Origin of the sequence: uncultured Alistipes sp. (assembly GCF_902388705.1) — a bacterium.
Classification (GTDB): domain Bacteria; phylum Bacteroidota; class Bacteroidia; order Bacteroidales; family Rikenellaceae; genus Alistipes.
In genome coordinates this window covers 47,292-69,336 of sequence record NZ_CABMQJ010000007.1, presented here as the reverse complement: position 1 = coordinate 69,336, position 22,045 = coordinate 47,292, and the positions used below count along the sequence as shown (strand labels likewise).

The window sequence follows — 22,045 nt, the reverse complement described above, 5'->3', positions numbered from 1 at the left end:
TACCGCATTATGGAAAAGATACTGAAAAGCTGGCTGCTGGTTGCGGCCCTGTGCATCTGCGCCACGGCTGCGGCCGAGCGCCCCATCCTGATTCATTCGCACAACGACTACTGCCGCCGTGCGCCGTTCTGGCAGGCTTATGCCCAGCAGGTTTATTCGATCGAGGCCGACGTGTTCCTGCACGACGGCAAACTGCTCGTAGGCCACGATGTCGAAGACCTTTCGCCCGACATGACTTTCGAAGCCCTGTATGTCGAGCCGCTGGTGACGCTCTTCAAACGCAACGGAGGACGCGCCTGGAAAGATTCCGACGAGCACCTGCAGCTGATGGTCGAGCTCAAATCGGAAACCGACCCCACGCTGCGGGCCGTTACTGCGCTGCTGGGCCGCTATCCGGAGGTGTTCGACCCGGCGGTGAACCCCGAGGCCGTGCGCATCGCCGTTACGGGACGTGTTCCCGAGCCTGCCGACTTTGCCAAATATCCCGCCTATGTCCGCTTCGACGGAGCGTGGGATGCCGATTATACGCCCGAGCAGCTCGAACGCATCGCCCTGGTGAGCGCCAACTTCCGGGACTATTCGCAGTGGAACGGCAAAGGCTCCATCATCCCGGCCGAGTGTGCGGCGATTGAGAAAATCATCGACCGCGCCCACGACTGGGGCAAACCGGTGCGTTTCTGGGGCGCTCCCGAAGGGACGACGGTCTATTATACGTTCTACGACATGGGCATCGACTATGTCAATACCGACCATCCCGAGGTGTGCGCCGGGTTCTTCGACGATTTCGGAAACAAGAATTTCCAGATCGGCGAGCGCCGCACGGCGGCATCCGGGGGCGTGACGGGTACCAAGCGCCTGGACAAGACCACACGCGACTTTCGGGGTTTCCAGAACGACAAACTGCAGCTCACGAAGGGTATCGACGTCTATACCCCGACTTACCGGAACGACGGCGGCAAGGGCCGGGTCAGGAACGTGATTTACCTAATCGGCGACGGCATGGGCCTGTCGCAGATCGTGGCGGCCTTTTATGCCAACAAGGGGTTGTCGACCTTGCAGATGAAGTATATCGGCCTGCAGCAGAACAATGCGCTGGACGCCTTTACGACCGACTCGGCAGCCGGCGGCAGCGCCCTTGCCACGGGCGAGCGCCACGATAACCGCCATATCGCGATGAGCGGCGCGGGCGAACCTTATCCCTCGTTGAGCGACTTTTTCCACGACAAGGGCCTGCCCGTGGGTGTCGTGACGCTCGGCAATGCGGTCGACGCCACGCCGACGGCTTTCTACGGCCACTCGGTCGAGCGCGACAATGCCGACGAGCTGACCCGCTGCCTGCTGGACGGCCGCATCGATTTGCTGTGCGGCAGCGGCATCCGAGAATTCACCCGCCGCAGCGACGGAGTGGACCTTGTCGGCGAATTGAAAAAACAGTATAACTTCGTCCGCTCGGTCGATGAGATCGGCGCGAAGCCGGGCAAGGTGATTTGCATCGACGAGGCGATGGACGATGCCGCCGAGGAGGTCAACCTCACGCTGCTGGCCGATGCCACGCGGGTTTCGATTGCCAAGTTGCGGGAGCGCGGCGACAAGGGCTTCTTCCTGATGGTCGAAGGGGCGAAAATCGACTATGCGGGCCACTCGCGCTGCCTGCCCGGCTCGATTATCGAAATGTTGAGTTTCGATTTGGCCGTCGCCGAAGCGCTGAAATTCGCCGATACGAACGGCGAAACGCTCGTCGTTGTCACCGCCGACCATGAAACGGGCGGGCTGGTGATAGTCGACGGCGACGAGCGCACGGGCCGGGTGATGGGCGTCTACATTTCCGACGACCATACGCCCGCCATGCTTCCGGTATTCGCATACGGCCCCGGGGCCGACAAATTCTGCGGTACGTATATGAATACGGAGATTGCCCGCAGAATCAAATCACTGATAAAATAAACCGTAAAGTATGATGCTACGCAAACGAATCGCGGCATTCATGTCGTTTGTCCTCGCTGCGGGGACGGCCGGGGCGCAGGATCTCCAGTCGGGGCCCTACAAGCTGCCTTACAAGAACACCTATGTGAAAGAGGTCTTCGTCGCCGAGAACGATTTCCGGACGGCGAAGCCCGAGCATATCAAACCCCGCTCGTTCGCCGAGGCGCGCAAGATACTCCCCGCACCGGTGTGGGAGGGGCATGAAAAGGAGGTCGAGATGTACTGGCATGCCTGGCAAATCGCCGTGGGCAACATCCGCCAGCCGCAGGAGGGTTCCGGTTTCGTGTCGCCCTACCTCGATATCGCCTACAACGGCAACATCTTCATGTGGGACGCTTCGTTCATGATGATGTTCGCCCGCTACGGTTACCGTTTTTTCCCGTTCCAGCGCACGCTGGACAACTTCTACGCCAAGCAGCATCCCGACGGCTTCATCTGCCGCGAGATACGGGCCGACGGCTCCGACTGCTTCGAGCGCTACGACCCGACTTCGACGGGCCCCAACCTGCTGCCGTGGGTCGAGCTGATGTATTACCGCCAGTTCGGCGACATCGACCGCCTGCACAAGGTTTTTCCGGCGCTGTGCGCCTATGCCAAGTGGTGGCGCCTGAACCGTACGTGGCCCGATGGCACTTACTGGTCGAGCGGGTGGGGCACCGGCATGGACAACATGCCGCGTGTGAAACCGCAGTACAACCAGATTTTCTCGCACGGCCATATGGTGTGGCTCGATACCAACCTGCAGCAGATGCTGGTCGACGAGTCGCTGCTCAACATCGGCTTCTACATCGAGCGCTGGCAGGAAATCGAGGATATGGAGGACGAGATGAAGCAGTTGCGCGCCTATGTCAACGAGCACCTCTGGGACGAGCAGGCCGGGTTTCTCTACGACCGCTACGGCGACGGATCGCTTTGCGCGACCAAGGGCATCGGCGCTTTCTGGGCCCTGCAGGCCGATGCGCTCGGCAAGGAGCGGATGGATCGCCTGGTGGCCCACCTGAACGACACGACCGAATTCGACCGCCCGCACCGCGTGCCGTCGTTATCGGCCGACCATCCCAAATACAACCCGCTGGGCCGTTACTGGCAGGGCGGGGTATGGCCCGGTGCGAATTACATGGTCATCGACGGCCTCTACCGCAAAGGGTATCATGACCTTGCCCGCGAAGTGGCGGAAAACCATTATGCCGCCGTGTTCGAGGTGTGGAAGAATACAGGGACTTTCTGGGAGTATTACGCCCCCGAGAAAATCGAGCCCGGATTCATGGCCCGCAAGGATTTCGTGGGATGGACGGGACTGCCGCCCATCGCCGTGTTCATCGAATACATCCTCGGCGTGAAGTCGGATTATTCCGAGGGCCGCATCGTGTGGGACATTACCCATACCGAGGCCCACGGCATCGACCGCTATCCTTATGGCCCGGACGGCGTCGTAGGGCTGAAAGTCAAATCCCGCGCCTCGGCCGGCGACGTGCCCGCCGTGAGCGTTACGACCAATGTGCCGTTCGACCTGACGGTCGTGTGGGGCGACGGCGAGAGCCGCACGGTGCGCGTGGAGAAGAGCGGAAGCGTGAAACTGAACTGACGAATCAACCTGTTTATGAAAAAGATAACGACATTCATGTGCGCTGTCGCCCTGTGGTGCTCGGCGCAGGCGCAATCCCCCTTGCTGCATTTCGACGGGGAGGGGAAATTCAAAATCGCACACTTCACCGATGTGCACCTCGATTTGGGAACCCCCTACCGGCAGGCGCAGGCGGAGAAAACCATTGCACAGATGTGCTATATCCTCGACGGGGAGCGCCCCGACCTGGTCGTCTTCACGGGCGACGTGGTGACGGGCAAGCCTGCGGCCGACGCCTGGCACCGAGTGCTCGGCCCCGTTGCGGAGCGGAAACTGCCGTTCTGTGTGGTGCTGGGCAACCACGACGCCGAGCAGGATCTCACGCGGGCGGAAATCGGCCGTATCGTCACCTCGTATGCCGGGACGCTCAATACGCTGGACGGCGACGGCGAACTGGCCGACGTGGTGCTGGAAATCGGCGGTGCGAAGAGGCCTGCGGCGCTGCTTTACTGCCTCGATTCGCACGATTACTCGACCGTTCCGGCCATCGACGGTTACGGCTGGTTCACGCAGGAGCAGGTGCGCTGGTACCGTGACCGGAGTGCGGCCTATACCGCCGCCAACGGCGGACTGCCGCTTCCTGCGCTGGCCTTTTTCCACATCGCCCTGCCCGAATACGTCGCGGCGTGGCGTAATCCCGACAACACGCACATCGGCCGTGCCGCCGAGGACGAGTGTCCGGGCGAGCTGAATCCCGGCATGTTCGCGGCGATGGTCGAAAGCGGCGATGTGATGGGCACTTTCGTGGGCCACGACCACGACATCGACTATGTCGTGGCCGAAAAGGGCATCGCTCTCGGTTACGGTCGTTTTTCGGGCGACAATACGACCTACAACAACCTGCGCCCGGGTGTGCGCATACTGGTGCTGACCGAGGGGCAGCGCGGATTCGAGACGTGGATACACGAGCGCGACGGCCGAATCGTCGACCACGTGGAGTTCCGGGACGGCAAGGTTGCCAAAGTCAGAAATACCAATTGACGGGGCTATGAGAATAGGTGTGGATTTGGGCGGCACGAACGTGCGCGCCGGACTGGTGAAGAACGGCCGCATCGTGCGGCTGCTCTCCGAACCCTGCAAAGCCGACCGACCCGAAGGGGAGGTCGTGGATCATATCGCATCGCTTATCGGGGCGCTCATGACGCCCGAGGTTTCGCGAATCGGTATCGGCGTGCCGTCGGTGGTGGATGCGGACAAGGGCATCGTGTACGATGTGGTGGGAATCCCCTCGTGGCGCGAGGTCTACCTCAAAGAACTGCTCGAAAAGCGTTTCAGCGTGCCCGTGCACGTCAACAACGACTGCAACTGTTTTGCGCTGGGGGTCTGCCGCTTCGGTGAGGCCAGCGCATTCGGCGACGTGGTGTGCATTGCCCTCGGAACGGGTGTGGGTGCGGGCGTGGTGGTCGGGGGAAAACTCTACTGCGGCCGCAATACGGGCGCAGGGGAAATCGGCTGTATTCCCTACCTCGACCGCGATTACGAGTATTATTGCAGCAGCCGTTTCTTCGTGGGACACGGCACGACCGGCAAGGAGGCTTACGAGCGCGCCGTGGCGGGCGACCCCGGGGCGCTGGCGCTGTGGCACGAGTTCGGCGGGCATATAGGTCAGTTGGTGATGATGGTGCTCTACGCCTACGATCCCGAGGCGATTGTTTTCGGCGGAAGCATCGCCCAGGCCTTCGGGTTTTTCCGGGAGGCGATGTACGAGCAACTGAAACGGTTCCCGTATGCGAAAACCCTCGAAGGGCTTCATATCTGCTGTTCGTCGGTCGAGTATGTGGGCCTGCTCGGCGCCTCGGCCTGCGAATAACCGGAAGAACATTTTGTAAAGTCCGTTTTTTACCCTATTTTTACGGATGATGTTGTTGCGAATCCCCAAAGAAAAACGACCCTGATATGAAGAATCTTTTCCTCTTGTTCGCTTTATGCTCCACGCTGTCCGGCTGCGGTAAAGTGATTCCCGCCGACACCGAAATCGCCGTCGTGCCGAAGCCCGAACGCGTTACGGAGGGGCAAGGTGTGTTCCCCCTGACCGTTTCGACCCGGGTGGCGCTCTTGTTCGACGACGAGCGGCTGCCGTATGTGACCGCCGCACTCGACGAAGTGCTGACGCCTGTTTTCGGCAGGGGACTGGAAGTCCTGGAGGCCGACATCCCCGTTGCCGAAGCCGTGAATATCGTCCGCGACGAGGCGATGCCGGCGGACGCCTACCGGCTGGAGGTTGCCCCGGGGCGTGTGGATATCGTCGCCGGCGGCGCGCAGGGGGCATTCTACGCCGTGCAGACCCTGCGCCAGCTGATTCCCGTGGCGGCGTACGACGTGACGAACGTCCGGGCTGTGGAATTACCCGTCGTTACGATCGAGGACAAGCCGTGCCTGGGGTACCGGGGCATGATGCTCGACGTCTGCCGCCACTTCTTCACGGTCGACGAGGTGAAAGAGGCGATCGACCTGATGGCCATGCACAAACTCGACGTGTTCCACTGGCACCTTACCGATGACCAGGGCTGGCGTATCGAAATCAAAAAATACCCGAAGCTCACCGAGGTGGGCTCCGTGCGCAGACGGACGCTTATCGGCCGCGATCCGGGCGGCGAGTACGACGAGAACTGCAAATACGACGAAACGCCCTACGGCGGCTTCTATACGCAGGACGAGATTCGCGATGTCGTGGATTACGCCGCGAAACGGTTCATTACGGTGATTCCCGAGGTCGAGTTTCCCGGACATGCCGTGGGGGCTTTGGCCTCTTATCCGTGGCTGGGCTGCACGGGCGAGCAATATGAGGTGCGCCAAACGTGGGATATCGACGACCGCGTATTCTGCATCGGCAAGGAGTCGACGTTCGAATTCATCGAGGGCGTGCTCGAGGAGGTCGTGGCCCTGTTTCCGTCGGAGTACATTCATATCGGCGGCGACGAATGCCCCACGGTGATGTGGGAGAAGTGTCCGCACTGCAAGGCCCGTATGAAAGCCGAACGCCTCAAGCGTCCGCGCCAGTTGCAGAATTACGCCACGGCGCGCGTCGAAAAGTTCCTGAACGCCCACGGACGCCGCCTCATAGGCTGGGACGAAATCCTCGAGGGCGACGTCACCCCGACGGCGACCATCATGTCCTGGCGCGGCGCCAAGGGCGGCATCAAGGCTGCGAAACAGGGGAATTACGTCATCATGGCGCCCACGACGAACTGTTACCTGGATTATTACCAGACGCGCGACACCGCCGGGGAGCCGCTCTCCATCGGAGGCTACCTGCCCGTCGAGAAGGTATATGCGCTCGATCCGTATGAACAGCTGACTCCCGAGGAACAGGGCTATATCCTGGGTGTGCAGGCCAACCTGTGGACCGAGTATATCGCGACGTGGCCGCATGCGCAGTACATGCTTCTGCCGCGCTTGAGTGCGCTGGCCGAGGTGGGGTGGAGCCTCGACAGGAAGGATTACGGCGACTACCTGCGCCGTGTCCGCCGCCTTGTCAAGCTGTATGACGCATACGGATATAACTATGCTAAACATATTTTCGGAGAATAACCCGCTCCCCGAATACGGATAAAAGGCTGGCATTGCCAGCCTTTTTCGTGAGGCAGGGCGGTGCTGCGGGCACCCTTGATATTATCTCGGGATTTGCGCTGTGTGTTCGTAAATTTTTTCCTATCTTTGGAGGCAAAATAATGTACGGAGTATGGATTTGAAATACGTGCGGAGCGAATTGCTGAAGCTCTCTGATATTATAGAAGGCTGGAATACATGGCAGGAGGCAAGTGCCCTCGAACGAGATCTGGTGCTTGAAAAACTGCGGACTCTTTACGAGGCGGTACGTTTCGGCGCCGAAACGGAGGCCGTGGCGGCAGATGACGCCGGGGTGGAACCCGTGTCGGTGGGAGTGCCGGTCAGCATAGACCTGGGCGCGGCACTTACTTTCGATTCCCTGTCCGCAGACGAACCGGGGCCGGAGTTTTCTTCCGTGCCGGAGCCGGAACCCGAATTGGAAGCTGAACCCGAATCGGAGCCGGAGTCCGGACTGGAATCCGAACCTGAACCCGAGTCCGAGCCCGAACCCGAACCGGAGTCTGCACCCGAACCGGAGCCCGGATTTATGCCTGCCCCGAATGAATTTGCCGTGCCGGAAGTATCCGGACAATCCGTTGCGTCCGGCGAAACGTTGCCCGCAGAGATCGGAGTGCCGGCCGTGGAGGCCGCGACGCCGGAAACGGAACAATACCCGGAGCCCGAAGAACATTCGGAACAGGAGGAGCATCCGGAGCCGGCAGGGCAGGCGGAACCTGTTGCAGCCCCTGCGGAGCCTGCGAATCCGGAAACCGGGCCGGATGCGGTTCCCGAACCCGCTTCCGAACCTGCTGCTGTATCGGTTCCCGAATCGGCTTCCGAGCCTGTTTCCGAACCCGAGATACCGTCGGACAGCGCCGGGCCGGAAACGGCTGCCGAATCCGCACCGGAAAAAACTGCGGCCGAACCCCGGACGATAGCGCCGACACTGTTCGGACCGGAGGAGGAGACTATTCGTCACCGCCATAAGCAGCGGGTTATCATGTCGCTCTATGGGCCGGAAACCCCGGCTGCGAAACCGGCTCCGGCTGGAAAAATATCCGCCCCGGTCGAAAAACCGGTTGCGAGCAGCCCTATTGCGGAGCCGCAGTATGTGAGTGTTGCAAATACGACGGCTGTGCCTGAACCGGAGGCGGTTGCAGCTCCGGTTGCCGGGCCTGCGCCTGTCGCGGAAGAAGCATCCGCAGCGATGGAAGCGCCGTTCGCGATGTTGTGTGCCGGAAACCCTGCCGCGGCGGACGATGCCGACGAACCGGATTTCGAGGAGATTTCCCTTGCAAAGACGGAGGTGTCCGGCGCCGTGCTGGGCGACGTGATCAACCACGACGTCCAGACGCTGGCCGATACGATTGCGCCGCCGCGCGACGTGGCATCCGAGCTGCGGCGCAGCGAGCATGTCACCGACCTGCGCCGTGCCATCGGCATCAACGACAAATTCCTGATGATTCGCGATTTGTTCGGCGGCGACGCTGCGGCCTATGATGCCGCGATCGACAGGCTCAATGCTTTCGACGATTTCGACGACTGTATGATTTATATCGCCGAGAACTATGCGTGGAACGCCAATTCCGACGGCGCGAAATTCCTGATGGAGCTCCTCGAGCGCAAATTCGCATAGCTGCATGGCAAAGCTTTATATCGTACCCACGCCGATCGGCAACCTCGACGATATTACGCTCCGCGCGGTCAATGTCCTGCGCGAGGTGGATTTTATCCTTGCGGAGGATACGCGGACGACTTCGTTCCTGTTGAAACACCTCGGCATCGAGAAGAAACTCCATTCGCACCATAAGTTCAACGAGCACGCCACGGTCAGGATGGTGGCCGAATCGATTGCCGCCGGGCGCAATGCGGCCCTCGTGTCGGATGCCGGCACACCCGGCATTTCCGATCCGGGGTTCCTGCTCGTGCGGACTTGCGTCGAGGCGGGCATCGAGGTCGAAACCCTGCCCGGGGCCACGGCGCTGGTTCCGGCCTTGGTGCAGAGCGGCTTTCCCTGCGACCGGTTTTGTTTCGAGGGCTTCCTGCCCCAGAAAAAAGGCCGGGCGAAGCAGTTGCAGTCGCTGGCGGACGAGGAGCGGACGATGATTTTCTACGAATCGCCCTACCGGGTCGTGAAGTGCCTCGAGCAGTTTGCCGAAGTTTTCGGGCCGCAGCGCCGGGTGTCGGTGTCGCGCGAACTGACCAAAAAATTCGAACAAACCGTACGCGGAACCGTCGCCGAAGTGCTGGAGCATTTCCGTACGACGGAGCCCAAAGGCGAATTCGTGATCGTGCTGGCCGGGAAACCCAAATCCAAGCGGGAAATGCCGGCGGACGACGAGTAACGGATAACGATTATGGAGAACAACAACGATACGCATAAGGTAAAACGCTCTTTCTCGGCCTGGGTCGGGGAGATGCGCGAGTTCCTCAAGGGGCGGTTTAGCCTCGACGAGGATAAGGCGCAGCGCGACGAGGTCGTGGCTGCCATCAGCAAGGGTGTGGAATTCCGCGGGGTCAACCTGTGGGTGCTGATTTTCGCGACGATGATTGCGTCGCTGGGACTGAACGTCAATTCGGCCGCCGTGATTATCGGCGCCATGCTTATTTCCCCGATTATGGGGCCGATTATGGGCGTCGGACTTTCGCTGGGCATCAACGATTTCGAACTGCTGAAAAAGTCGCTGCGCAACTACGCGCTGATGTTCATCGTGGCAATCATCACTTCGACGGTCTATTTCCTCGTGTCGCCCCTTTCGTCGAACAGCAGCGAGCTGCTGGCCCGCACCGTACCGACGACCTACGACGTGCTGATTGCCCTGTTCGGCGGTCTGGCGGGCATCGTGGCGCAGACGCGGCAGGATCGGACTTCGACCGTTATCCCGGGCGTGGCGATTGCCACGGCGCTGATTCCGCCCCTCTGCACGGCGGGATTCGGTCTGGCTACCGGGCAGATAAAGTTTTTCATCGGCGCGTTCTACCTCTTCTTCATCAACTCGGTGTTCATCGCGCTGGCGACCTACGCCATGGTGCGTTTTCTCCAATACGAGAAAAAGGCCTTTATGGATAAGGTGCGCGAACGCAACGTCAAACGCCTGATGATGGCAATTACGCTGGTTACCTTCATCCCGAGCGTTATCATCGGATTTCATATGGTGCGGGTGTCGCTGTTCGAAGCCGTGGCCGACAAATATGTTTCGCAGGTTTTCAACTTCCCGCACACGCGTGTGATTGAGTGCAACAAGCATTATGCGCACCGCGGACATCCCTCGCAGATCGAACTGCTGTTGGTGGGCGAGCCGCTCGACGACGAGGTCATCGAGAATGCCCGCGCCCAGATGCGGGGCTTCGGCCTCGAAAAGGCCGAACTGGTCGTCCGGCAGGCCAACACGGCGGACAAAATCGACGTGGCGTCGCTGCAGCAGAGTTACCTCGAGTTGCTGGAGGAGAAGAACAAACGGATCGGCGAGATGGCGACCCAGCTCAAACGCTACCGCGTCACCAATGTCGAGGTGGACGATATTTCGCGCGAAGTGGGGGCCATGATGGAGAACATCGAGGCCATTTCGCTGATGAAAGGCATTACGTTCGACATCGCCGGTACGCCCCGGGATACGACCCTGGTCTGTGTGGTCACGCCGAAGGTTCCCACCGACTCGATCGACCGGACGACGTTGACGCGCTGGCTGCGGATACGCACCAAGGTGGATAACGTGAAACTTTTCGTCGAACCGTAACCGATTTGTCGGATGAAACGTGCAGAGCTGAATTTCGTACAGAGAGTGTGGTTGGAGGCCTTATGGCTCGGAGCCCGTTTTTTCGCCGTATTGCCGTACTGGTTCAAATACTACATCGTCGAGAACCTGCTCTTTTTCCTGTTGTACTACTGCCTGCGTTACCGCATGAAGGTCGTGGACGCCAACCTGCGGAATTCGTTCCCCGGGAAGAGCGAGGGGGAGCGGATTGCTATCCGCCGCAATTTCTACCGTACGCTGGCCGAAATATTCGTCGATACGGTCAATATGGCCCACATGGGCGAGGAGAAAGCCCGCACGGTGCTTACGGTGAAAGGGTTCGACGAACATTACCGAAAAGTGCACGGCCGCGACTGGATTGCCATGACGGCCCATTTCGGCTGCTGGGAATATTGCTCTTACTGGGGGCTTTACGAACGCTCGCAGATGCTTGTGGCCGTTTACCATCCGCTGCGCAGCAAAGTGATGGAACACCTCTACCAGCGTCTGCGCAACTACGAGAATTCGATGACCGTGGCGATGAAGGATTCGCTGCGCTTTTACCTGCGTAACCGGGAGCACGGCGTCGACGGCAAGAACCTCGTGATGGGGCTTATCGCCGACCAGAATCCGCCGCGCCGTCCCGACAGCCACTGGTTCCGTTTCCTCAACCAGGACACGATTTTCTTCGACGGCGGGGAGAAACTGGCGCTGCGCTGCCACCTGCCGGTCTATTTCGTCAAGATGGAGCGCCTGCAGCGGGGACGCTACCAGATGTCGTTCGAACCGATATACGACGGCGAGGAGCAGGTCGCCGAATACGAAATTACGGAGCGTTACGTCCGGCGGCTGGAGGCAATGATTTGCGAATGCCCTGAGCTGTGGATGTGGTCGCACCGCCGCTGGAAACACAAACGCACAAATGTCGGTCGCTAAAATCGTCATACTCAACTGGAACGGTGCGGAGCACCTGCGCCGTTTCCTGCCCAGCGTCGTCGCACACGCCCCCGAAGGGGTCGGAATCGTGGTTGCGGACAACGGGTCGACGGACGATTCGCTGTCGGTGCTGGCGACGGAGTTTCCCTCCGTCACGGTGCTGCGTATGGATGCCAACTACGGGTTTGCCGGCGGTTACAACCGTGCTTTGGCGCAGGTCGAGGCCGATTACTACCTGCTGCTTAACTCCGATGTAGAAACGCCTGCGGGGTGGATCGCCCCGCTGCTCGAGGTGCTTGAGCGGGAACCCGATGTGGCCGTGGTGTCCCCGAAGCTGATTTCGTGGGCCGACCGTGAGAAGTTCGAATATGCGGGCGCCTCGGGCGGGTTCATCGATTTCCTGGGCTATCCCTTTTGCCGCGGCCGTATCCTGAAGTGTGTCGAAACCGACACGGGACAGTACGACGATGCCCGGGATGTTTTCTGGGTCAGCGGCGCCGCATTCTGCTGCCGGGCCGATGTTTTCCACGCATTGGGTGGATTCGACGCCGATTTCTTCGCCCACATGGAGGAGATTGACCTCTGCTGGCGCATGCAGCTCGCCGGCTACCGGGTACGGGTCGTGCCGCAGAGTACGGTCTACCATCTCGGCGGCGGCACCCTGACCACCGATTCCCCGGCCAAGGTTTTTTACAACCACCGCAATAACCTGGCGATGCTTTACAAATGTTCGACTTCGTGGCAGCGTGTCGTGGTGGCTGCGACGCGGCCCGTGTTGGATTTCGCGGCGGCGCTGTCGTATCTGGCGCAGGGACGGGCCGATAATTTCCGGGCCGTATTCCGTGCCTGGCGGGATTTCCTGAAATGGCATCCCGCCATGAACCGCAAGCGCCGTTTCATCCGGCAGAGCCGTGTCGTCCGCACGTCGGACAAAATCTATCCGGGCTCCATCCTGCTTCGCTACCTTTTCGGCCGGCGGACTTTCGGGCGGATGATGTAGGGTATTCCGTTAAATTCGCAAAATCGGAAAAGTCCGTTAATTTTGCAGGGGATACCTTTGCTGCGAGATGAAGAACAAACCAGCCACGACAGACGATTACCAGCGGCGTATCAACGTCGTCGTCGAATACATCCGCACCCACCTGGACGGGAATATCGACCTGCGCACGCTGGCCGAGGTGTCCTCCTTTTCGCCCTGCCATTTCCACCGTATCGTTTCGGCGTTCCTGGGCGAGCCCGTCGGGGAGTTCATTGTCCGCACGCGCATCGAAACGGCGGCCCGGCTGCTGCGTTACAGCGACCTGCCGGTTTCGGAGATCGCCTACCGCGTGGGCTACGACGCCCCGTCGTCGCTGACCAAGGCTTTCGGGCGGTTTTTCGGCATCTCGCCCACAGAGTACCGAACCGCTAAAATCTTTCCGCCCATGAGTACAGTCATGCCGCAGGCCGCCGAAGTCCGGTTGTCGAAACCCAAAATCCGGGAAATTCCCGAAAAGCCCGTCGCCTATATCCGTGCGCAGGGAAATTACAGTAAAGTCGATTACTGCGACAGCTTCGCTGCCCTGTGGCGGTATGTCAAGGAGTACAAACTCTTTTCCGCAGGCATCGAAAATATCGTCGTCTACCATAACGACCCCGATATTTCGAAAGCCGACGACCTGCGCTGCGACGTATGTCTGGTCGTCCCGAAAGGCCCGGTCGCTGCGGGGCCTGTCGGCGTGAAAACGGTCGGCGGAGGCCGCTATGCCGTCTTCACCTATACGGGCCCCTACTCGGGGCTGGGTGGCGCCTATCGCAAAATCTGCCGCGAATGGCTGCCCGACAGCGGGTGCGAACTGCGCGACAGCCCCTGTTTCGAGAAGTACCTCAATAATCCCGACCGGGTTCCCGCCGGGAAACTGAAGACCGAAATCTACATACCGGTAAAGTGACAGGCCTCCGGATAAAAAGGGAGCTTTTTCATGAAAGCTCCCTTTTTAATGCCGGTATCGCCCGGGAATGCCGCCTGCCGAACCATAGGCCGCCCGTACGCATTCGTGTCTTGCTTCCGGCTGCGTGGCCTCTTCTGGAGAAAAACAAAAAACCGCCCCGGTGGGGCGGTTCCTGTTTGCAGGGCGGAAGCCTGCTATTTGTTAATTTTGGCCCATGAATCCTTGAGTGTTACCGTGCGGTTGAATACCGGGTGTTCGGGCGTCGAGTCGGTGTCGGGGCAGAAGTAGCCCACACGCTCGAACTGCACGGCCTGGCCGACGGGAATATCGCGCAGCGACGGTTCGAGGTAACCTTTGATGCAGACCATCGAATTGGGATTGAGGTTGTCTTCCCAGGTCTGCCCCTCCTCGACGTCGTCGGGATTCTCCTTGGTGAAAAGCGGGTTGAACAGGCGGATTTCAGCCTCCACGGCATCCTTGGCGGAAACCCAGTGGATGACGCCTTTCACGCGGCGGCCGTCGCTCGACGAGCCTTCGCCCGACATCGGGTCGTAGGTGCATCGCAGCTCGGTGATGTTGCCTTCGGCGTCCTTTACGACCTCCTCGCACTTGATAAGGTACGAATAGCGCAGGCGCACTTCGCCGCCCGGCGCGAGGCGGAAGAACTTCTTGGGGGGCTCCTCCATGAAGTCGTCGCGCTCGATGTAAATCACTTTCGAGAACGGAACCTGACGGGTGCCGGCCGCTTCGTTTTCGGGATTGTTGATTGCCGTGAACATTTCGGTCTTGCCCTCCTCGTAGTTGGTGATGACCACTTTGAGCGGATTCAGCACGGCCATGCGGCGTTCGGCGACCTTGTTCAGGTCTTCGCGCACGCAGTACTCCAGCTTGCCCAGGTCGATTACGTTGTCGCGCTTGGCCACGCCCACCATTTCGGCGAAGTTGCGCACCGAGGCCGGGGTGTAACCTTTGCGGCGCAGGGCGCAGATTGTCGGCATGCGGGGATCGTCCCAGCCCATCACGGCGCCTTCCTGGACGAGTTTCAGTAGTTTGCGCTTCGACATCATCGTGTAGGTGAGGTTCAGGCGCGCGAATTCGTATTGGTGCGAGGGGAAAATCTCCAGCGCCTGGATGAACCAGTCGTAGAGCGGGCGGTGCACGTCGAATTCGAGCGTGCATATCGAATGGGTGATTTTTTCAATCGAGTCGCTCTGGCCGTGGGCGTAGTCGTACATCGGGTAGATGCACCACTTGTCGCCCGTACGGTGGTGTTCGGCGTGGATGATGCGGTACATAATCGGGTCACGGAAGAGCATGTTGGGGTGCGCCATGTCGATTTTGGCGCGCAGCACCTTCGCCCCGTCGGGGAATTCGCCGTTCTTCATGCGCACGAACAGGTCGAGGTTCTCCTCCACCGAACGGTCGCGCCACGGCGACGGGGTGCCCGGCACGGATACCGTGCCGCGGTTCTCGCGGATTTGCTCCTGCGTCTGGTCGTCGACGTAGGCCAGCCCCTTTTTGATCAGGACGACGGCCCAGTCGTAGAGCTGGTCGAAATAATCCGACGCGTAGCGCTCGACGGCCCAGTCGAAACCGAGCCATCGGATGTCGCGTTTGATCGAGTCGACGTACTCTACGTCCTCCTTGACCGGATTCGTGTCGTCGAAGCGCAGGTTGCATTTGCCGCCGTATTTTTTCGCCAGCCCGAAGTTGATGCAGATGCTCTTGGCGTGGCCTATGTGCAGGTAGCCGTTCGGCTCGGGCGGGAAACGGGTCTGTACGCGCGTTTCGCCTTTTGCGATGGACTCTTCGATGATTTCTTCGAGGAAGTTCAGCGACTTCTCCCGTGTTTCGTTTGTTTCGCTTGCCATATCTGTTATTTTTTATGATTCTTGCTGTTGTATGCGGTCTTTAAGAACCGCACGGCTACTTCGAGTTTCTGTTGGGAGCCGAGCCCCGTGCCGTCGTAATGGGTTACGAATTCGGCCTTGACGCGTACCGTATCCTTGAAAAACCACTTGGCGTAGGAGAGCGAAGCCCGGTTGTAGACGTTCTTGTCCGTGCGGAAAAAACTCTCTCCGGGGTACAGTTCGCGTCCGTAGGGAATATAGGTCGTCGTTCCGTCTTCGTTGTCGATGGTGTGGCCCCCGAAGAACGGGTTCAGGTTGTTGCCGAAATAGAGCCGCTCGTCGAGGGTGAAGCCCCAGCGGCTCATCTTGAAGCCGAACTCGCCCATGCGCGGCGTTTCCCACGAATGTCCGAAACTGCGGTCGCGCTGTGCCGACTGCAACAGTCCCAGCCTGATGTCGAAGTCGAAAAAGGCGCTGAATTTCACGCCCACGGCCGGGTTGAGCAGGAATGCGTCCACGACGTTCTCGAGTTGCGCCCCTTTCTGTCCCGCGAAGTGGAACATCGAGAAGTTGTAGCCGTAATAGAAATATTTGAGGTAATGGCGTCCGGAACTCAATATGCGGAACTTTTCGCGCGAATTTTCCGAATACATGCCCTCCCAGTCGCAGATGAACTCGACATACGACGGCCCCGAGTTGTATTGCGCCAGCACGCCGTTCATGCGGTTGTGGATGAATTTGTGGGAATCGGTGAAAAACGCCGTCGAATAATCGTCGCTGTGGGTCATGTCGCGGGTGAAGATACCGGCCACGGCTTTGACCTTGGGGGTGAGGAACTGGTAGTAGACGATGGGTTTTACGTCGGAAAGGAACCCGGAGTTTTTCTCCCCGAAGTTCTGGAGCATGTCGACGCCGAATACCAGCGTGTTCTTTTCTTCCCAGCGCACCCCGATTTTGGGAATCAGGCGTGCTGCGAAGTCGGTGCCGGACTCGATGTCCAGCCCCGGCACCGCGAACGTGTTGTTGCCGAACTCCTTGTTGTCGAAATACATATCGAAGTCGGCCCCGACTATGATTTCCTGCGCATGGCCTGCGGCGACGGAAGCGACGAAAGCCAACGATAAAACGAGTCGAAATAGTTTCATAAAATGATTTTTGAATCAACTGACAAAAGTAGGGAAAAGATTTTAAAAATGTCTAATTTTGCAGCACTAATAGAGAACTTATGCGCAAAATCACCAACGAAGAGCTCGGCCGACCCACGGCCGGGGAGTTTGCCGCGATGGAGAAGATGCCCGTTGCGGTGGTGCTGGACAACGTCCGTTCGCTGCAGAACGTGGGGGCTTTCTTCCGTACGGGCGACGCCTTTGCCGTGGAGCGTATCGCCCTGTGCGGCATAACCGCCACACCGCCTAACCGCGACATCCACAAGACGGCGCTCGGCGCCGAGCTGACCGTGCCGTGGACTTATTATCAAACGACGGAGGAATGCATCGCCCGCCTGCGCGGCGACGGCTACCGGGTCTATGCCGTCGAGCAGGTCGAAGGGGCCGTGATGCTCGATGCGTTCCGGGCCGAGCCGGGCGTGAAATACGCACTGGTGTTCGGCAACGAGGTGATGGGAGTGGGGCAGCAGGCCGTGGATATGTGCCACGGCGCAATCGAGATTCCGCAGGCCGGGACGAAACATTCGATTAACGTGTCGGTTTCGGGCGGGGTCGTCCTGTGGAGTTTTTTCTGCCGGCTCCGGCCGAAACGGTGACTTTACTGCGGGGAAAGCAGCGGCCCCGGCAGGCTGCGTTTCGGCAAAGTACAAATAAATTTGGCTTTGCGCCCGGCTTGCGCTATCTTTGCGCCGGTTTACAAGTGAACGAACGTAAGTCTTCCTTTTTTAGGAAGGTTTGGAGGGATTGTCGATATGGAGCCGGTGCACCAGCGCCGCAATACGAATCCGATGGGTTCCGTACCGAAGCCTTGCGAACAGTTGAAAATGTTGAATAATCCATCGGATTCATATTAAAAATTATGTCTGTAGAAAGTACTGTCAGGGCTGTGACGACCTACCGTCTGACGGAGATGAAGCAGCGGGGCGAGAAGATTGCCATGCTGACCTCGTACGATTATTCGATGGCGAAAATCGTCGATGCCGCCGGTATCGACGTGATTCTCGTCGGCGACTCGGCGGCCAACGTGATGGCCGGCTATGAAACCACGCTTCCCATTACCCTCAATATGATGATTTACCACGCCCGCTCGGTCGTACGCGCCGTCAACCGGGCTCTGGTGGTCGTCGACCTGCCTTTCGGAACCTATCAGGGCAATTCCAAAGTGGCGCTCGACTCGGCTGTTCGCATCATGAAAGAAACCGAAGCCGACGCCGTGAAAATCGAGGGCGGCGAGGAGATTCTCGAATCGGTCAACCGGATTCTTTCGGCCGGCATTCCGGTCATGGGACACCTCGGACTGACGCCCCAGTCGATTCATAAATTCGGTACGTACAGCGTCCGCGCCAAGGAGGAGGCCGAAGCCGCCAAACTCGTGCGTGACGCACGCCTTTTGAGCGACGCAGGGTGCTTCGGCATCGTGCTCGAAAAGATTCCGGCGGCGCTGGCCACACGCGTGACGCAGGAGATTCCGGTTCCCACGATCGGCATCGGCGCCGGCAACGGCTGCGACGGGCAGGTGTTGGTGATTCACGATATGCTGGGCATTAACAAAGGGTTTTCGCCCCGCTTCCTGCGCCGCTATGCCGACCTGCACGAGGTGATGACGGGCGCCGTGACGCAATATATCAAGGATGTCAAGGACTGCGACTTCCCCAACGAGAAAGAGCAGTACTGATTCTGTTTTACGGAATGTATGTCCGGAACGTTGCGTTCCGGACTTTTTTTGTCCTTTGATAAAATGTTGATAAAAAAATCACCGGAAAGGTCCGGATTTTAGGCCGTTTCGAAAAAAATGATTACTTTTGCGAGCAACAAAAATCCACGTTCATTATGTCTTTTATCAACGAAAGGGTTCAGCCCGAAGGACTTACGTTCGACGATGTGCTGCTTGTACCCGCCTATTCGGAAGTGTTGCCGCGAGAGGTCAGTATCCAGACCCGGTTTTCGCGAAATATCAAACTCAACATCCCTATTGTGTCCGCTGCTATGGACACGGTTACCGAAGCGCCGATGGCTATCGCACTGGCTCGTGAAGGCGGAATCGGCGTGATTCACAAGAACATGTCCATCGCCGAGCAGGCCGCGCACGTGCGCCGTGTGAAGCGCGCGGAGAACGGTATGATTTACGACCCGGTGACCATCTCGAAAGACCATACGGTCGGCGATGCGCTCAACCTGATGAAAGAGAACAAGATCGGCGGTATCCCGGTCGTGGATGCCGACCGGAAGCTGATCGGTATCGTCACCAACCGCGATTTGCGTTTCCAGCGCGACATGTCGCGCCGCATCGAAGAGGTGATGACCCCCGGCGACCGGCTCATCACCACGCACAGCACCGAACTCTCGCACGCATCGGAAGTGCTGCTCAACAGCAAAATCGAAAAGCTCCCTGTGGTGGACGACGAAGGCCATCTTGTGGGGCTTATTACTTATAAGGACATCACCAAGGTACAGGATCATCCCAATGCCTGCAAGGATGCCAAAGGGCGTCTGCGCGTCGCTGCGGGCGTGGGAATCACGCCCGACGCGCTGGAGCGCGTGAAGGCGCTGGTCGAGGAGGATGTGGACGCCGTGGTGCTCGACTCGGCGCACGGACATTCGATTGCGATTGCCCGCAAACTCCGGGAAATCAAGGCGGCATACCCCTCGCTGGAGGTGGTCGCTGGCAACGTCGCTACGGCCGAAGCCGCGAAATTCCTGATCGAGAACGGCGCCGACGGCGTGAAGGTGGGCATCGGGCCGGGCTCGATTTGCACCACCCGCATTATTGCGGGCGTGGGCGTTCCCCAGCTTTCGGCGATTTTCGACGCTGCGTCGGCCGCTGCCGGTACGGGCGTGCCTATTATTGCCGACGGCGGACTGCGCTATTCGGGCGACATGGTCAAGGCGCTGGCTGCGGGCGGCGACTGCGTGATGATCGGTTCGATGTTCGCCGGTACGGAAGAGGCTCCGGGCGAAACGATTATCTACAACGGCCGTAAATTCAAATCCTACCGCGGCATGGGCTCCATCGACGCGATGAAAGCCGGTTCGGCCGACCGTTATTTCCAGAAGGGCTGCGAGAACAATTTCAGCAAGCTCGTACCCGAGGGAATCGTGGCCCGCGTACCTTTCAAGGGTACCTTGAGCGAAACGGTCTTCCAGCTCGTGGGCGGCGTCCGCGCCGGCATGTTCTACTGCGGTGCAAAGGACATCAGGGCCCTGCAGCAGGCCCGCTTCGTCCGGATAACCTCCTCGGGTATGCAGGAGAGCCATCCGCACGACGTGGCAATCACCAGCGAAGCCCCCAATTACAGCAGCGAGCGGTAATGATGAATCCCGAAATCGCGGCCTGCGGGCTCTTCTGCGGTACCTGCCGGAAATTCCGTAAGGGGAGTTGTCCGGGATGCCATGCCAATGAAAAGGCTTCGTGGTGCGAAGTGCGTTCCTGCTGCCGGGAACACGGCTGGCAGAGTTGCGCCGAGTGCACGTTGATGCCGCTGGAGGCCTGCGGAAAGTTCAACAACTTTATTGCCAAGGTATTCGGGCTCGTGTTCCGCTCCGACCGCCGGGGCTGTATCGAGCGTATCCGCGAAACTGGGTATGAGGCTTTCGCCGCGGAAATGCACCTTGCGGGATGTTACAACCGTCCGGTAAAGAAACAATAAACAACGAAAATAGATGGAAAAAATCCTGATCCTCGACTTCGGTTCGCAGTACACGCAGCTCATTGCGCGGCGCGTGCGGGAACTGAATGTCTATTGCGAAATCCACCCTTTCAACAAGATTCCGGCGCTGGACGCTTCGGTGAGGGGTGTGATTCTCTCGGGCAGCCCTTTCTCCGTGCGGGACGAGCATGCCCCCAATCCAGACCTTACGGCGATTAAGGGCAAACTGCCCCTGCTGGGCGTCTGCTACGGCGCACAGTTCCTCGCCTCGTCTTTCGGCGGTGAGGTGCAGCCCGCACCCAGCCGTGAATACGGGCGTGCGATGCTCTCCGTGGGCGATGCCAATGACCCGCTGATGCAGGGCCTGCCCCGAACCACGCAAGTGTGGATGTCGCACGGCGACACGATTACCTCGGTTCCTGCGAATTATAAAATCGTCGCCAGCACGGAAGATGTGCGCGTGGCGGCGTTCCGTATCGAGGACGAACAGACGTGGGGCATTCAGTTCCATCCCGAGGTTTACCACTCGACCGACGGTACGCAATTGCTCCGCAATTTCGTCGCGGGTATCTGCGGCTGCCGGCAGGAGTGGACGTCGGAGAGTTTCGTGGAGGCTACCGTGCGCGAATTGCAGCAGAAGCTGGGCGATGACAAAGTCGTGCTGGCCCTTTCCGGCGGCGTGGATTCGACCGTGGCCGCCGTGCTGCTGCACAAGGCTATCGGCAAAAACCTCTACTGCATCTTCGTGGACTCGGGCCTGCTGCGCAAGGACGAGTTCGAGGATGTGCTCGAGTCGTACAAGGGCATGGGGCTGAACGTCAAGGGCGTCAAGGCCCATGACAAGTTCCTGGGCGATTTGGCCGGTGTCAGCGACCCGGAAACCAAACGCAAGATTATCGGCCGCGATTTCATCGAGGTGTTCAACGAGGAGGCTGTCCGTATCGAGGACGTGCGCTGGCTGGCGCAGGGGACGATTTATCCCGACGTCATCGAGTCGGTGTCGGTTAACGGCCCTTCGGCGACGATCAAGTCGCACCACAATGTCGGCGGACTTCCCGAGAAGATGAATCTCCGGATTGTCGAGCCGCTGCGCCTGCTCTTCAAGGACGAAGTGCGCCGCGTGGGCCGCTCGCTCGGTATTGCGGCCCAGCTGATCGGCCGCCATCCTTTCCCGGGCCCGGGCCTTGCGATTCGCATCCTCGGCGACATCACGCCCGAGAAGGTCGAAATCCTGCAAAACGTCGACAAGATCTATATCGACGCCCTGCGTGACGCGGGCCTTTACGACAAGGTCTGGCAGGCAGGCGCAATCCTGCTGCCCGTGAAGAGCGTGGGCGTGATGGGCGACGAGCGTACCTACGAAAGCTGCGTCGCCCTGCGGGCCGTGGCCTCGACGGACGGTATGACCGCCGACTGGGTGCACCTGCCCTACGAATTCCTGGCCAACGTGTCGAACGACATCATAAACAAGGTCAAGGGGGTCAACCGCGTAGTTTACGACATCTCCTCGAAACCGCCCGCAACGATCGAGTGGGAGTAAAGTATGCAGGCATATATATGCCGAACCGCCCGGACTGGAAAGTTCGGGCGGTTCGTTTTGCAGGGTATCCCGGTGTGCACCCGGC

At 59.5% G+C, this 22,045-nt stretch carries 18 protein-coding genes; 16 read left to right on the top strand and 2 right to left on the bottom strand.

Features of this window, described 5'->3' with window-relative positions:
- Positions 1–9 precede the first annotated feature (9 nt).
- From QZT71_RS04275 to QZT71_RS04225, 11 genes are all read left to right on the top strand, one after another.
- Positions 10–1,944 carry an alkaline phosphatase gene (locus tag QZT71_RS04275; RefSeq protein WP_295912940.1) on the top strand — a complete coding sequence of 645 codons (1,935 nt, stop codon included), beginning with the start codon at positions 10–12 and terminating at the stop codon, positions 1,942–1,944.
- 40 nt (positions 1,945–1,984) lie between these two features.
- Complete coding sequence (locus tag QZT71_RS04270; protein WP_295912997.1) at positions 1,985–3,568, top strand: trehalase family glycosidase; 1,584 nt, start codon at positions 1,985–1,987, stop codon at positions 3,566–3,568.
- 15 nt (positions 3,569–3,583) lie between these two features.
- The gene (locus tag QZT71_RS04265; protein ID WP_295912938.1) at positions 3,584–4,588 is read left to right on the top strand and encodes a metallophosphoesterase family protein; all 1,005 of its coding nucleotides are present in this window, start codon (positions 3,584–3,586) and stop codon (positions 4,586–4,588) included.
- A gap of 7 nt (positions 4,589–4,595) precedes the next feature.
- Positions 4,596–5,417, top strand: coding sequence for an ROK family protein (locus QZT71_RS04260; protein WP_295912936.1), 822 nt, complete (start codon positions 4,596–4,598; stop codon positions 5,415–5,417).
- Positions 5,418–5,503: 86 nt separating this feature from the next.
- Positions 5,504–7,138, top strand: a complete 1,635-nt coding sequence (locus tag QZT71_RS04255) for a beta-N-acetylhexosaminidase (RefSeq protein WP_295912934.1) — start codon at positions 5,504–5,506, stop codon at positions 7,136–7,138.
- A 151-nt stretch (positions 7,139–7,289) separates the two neighbouring features.
- Entirely contained in the window at positions 7,290–8,792 is a 1,503-nt protein-coding gene (locus tag QZT71_RS04250) for a hypothetical protein (protein ID WP_295912931.1), read from the top strand.
- A gap of 4 nt (positions 8,793–8,796) precedes the next feature.
- The gene (gene rsmI / locus QZT71_RS04245) at positions 8,797–9,501 is read left to right on the top strand and encodes a 16S rRNA (cytidine(1402)-2'-O)-methyltransferase (protein ID WP_295912928.1); all 705 of its coding nucleotides are present in this window, start codon (positions 8,797–8,799) and stop codon (positions 9,499–9,501) included.
- Positions 9,502–9,513: 12 nt separating this feature from the next.
- Positions 9,514–10,893 carry a TIGR00341 family protein gene (locus tag QZT71_RS04240; protein ID WP_295912925.1) on the top strand — a complete coding sequence of 460 codons (1,380 nt, stop codon included), beginning with the start codon at positions 9,514–9,516 and terminating at the stop codon, positions 10,891–10,893.
- 12 nt (positions 10,894–10,905) lie between these two features.
- Positions 10,906–11,826, top strand: coding sequence for a lysophospholipid acyltransferase family protein (locus QZT71_RS04235; RefSeq protein ID WP_295912922.1), 921 nt, complete (start codon positions 10,906–10,908; stop codon positions 11,824–11,826).
- The gene (locus QZT71_RS04230; protein ID WP_295912920.1) at positions 11,813–12,826 is read left to right on the top strand and encodes a glycosyltransferase family 2 protein; all 1,014 of its coding nucleotides are present in this window, start codon (positions 11,813–11,815) and stop codon (positions 12,824–12,826) included. Before QZT71_RS04235 ends, QZT71_RS04230 begins: the two co-directional genes overlap by 14 nt.
- A gap of 67 nt (positions 12,827–12,893) precedes the next feature.
- A complete protein-coding gene (locus QZT71_RS04225; RefSeq protein WP_295912919.1) occupies positions 12,894–13,757 on the top strand; it encodes a GyrI-like domain-containing protein in 864 nt (287 codons plus the stop codon).
- Between the two features lie 194 nt (positions 13,758–13,951).
- On the opposite strand, the gene QZT71_RS04220 is transcribed toward QZT71_RS04225, so the two are convergent.
- Positions 13,952–15,628, bottom strand: a complete 1,677-nt coding sequence (locus QZT71_RS04220; RefSeq protein ID WP_295912917.1) for a glutamine--tRNA ligase/YqeY domain fusion protein — start codon at positions 15,626–15,628, stop codon at positions 13,952–13,954.
- Positions 15,629–15,633: 5 nt separating this feature from the next.
- The gene (locus QZT71_RS04215) at positions 15,634–16,752 is read right to left on the bottom strand and encodes a hypothetical protein (RefSeq protein ID WP_295912915.1); all 1,119 of its coding nucleotides are present in this window, start codon (positions 16,750–16,752) and stop codon (positions 15,634–15,636) included.
- Positions 16,753–16,832: 80 nt separating this feature from the next.
- On the opposite strand from QZT71_RS04215, the gene QZT71_RS04210 reads away from it, so the two are divergent.
- The 5 genes from QZT71_RS04210 to guaA all read left to right on the top strand — a co-directional run bounded on the left by QZT71_RS04210 (position 16,833) and on the right by guaA (position 21,960).
- On the top strand, positions 16,833–17,369 hold the full coding sequence (locus QZT71_RS04210) for an RNA methyltransferase (RefSeq protein WP_295912912.1): 537 nt from the start codon (positions 16,833–16,835) through the stop codon (positions 17,367–17,369).
- Between the two features lie 263 nt (positions 17,370–17,632).
- A complete protein-coding gene (gene panB, locus QZT71_RS04205) occupies positions 17,633–18,448 on the top strand; it encodes a 3-methyl-2-oxobutanoate hydroxymethyltransferase (RefSeq protein WP_295912909.1) in 816 nt (271 codons plus the stop codon).
- Between the two features lie 155 nt (positions 18,449–18,603).
- Entirely contained in the window at positions 18,604–20,082 is a 1,479-nt protein-coding gene (gene guaB, locus QZT71_RS04200) for an IMP dehydrogenase (RefSeq protein WP_295912907.1), read from the top strand.
- A gap of 2 nt (positions 20,083–20,084) precedes the next feature.
- Positions 20,085–20,420: a DUF3795 domain-containing protein gene (locus QZT71_RS04195; RefSeq protein ID WP_295912996.1), complete on the top strand. Its 336-nt coding sequence runs from the start codon at positions 20,085–20,087 to the stop codon at positions 20,418–20,420.
- A gap of 13 nt (positions 20,421–20,433) precedes the next feature.
- Positions 20,434–21,960 carry a glutamine-hydrolyzing GMP synthase gene (guaA, locus tag QZT71_RS04190; protein WP_295912904.1) on the top strand — a complete coding sequence of 509 codons (1,527 nt, stop codon included), beginning with the start codon at positions 20,434–20,436 and terminating at the stop codon, positions 21,958–21,960.
- The last annotated feature ends 85 nt before the right edge of the window (positions 21,961–22,045 follow it).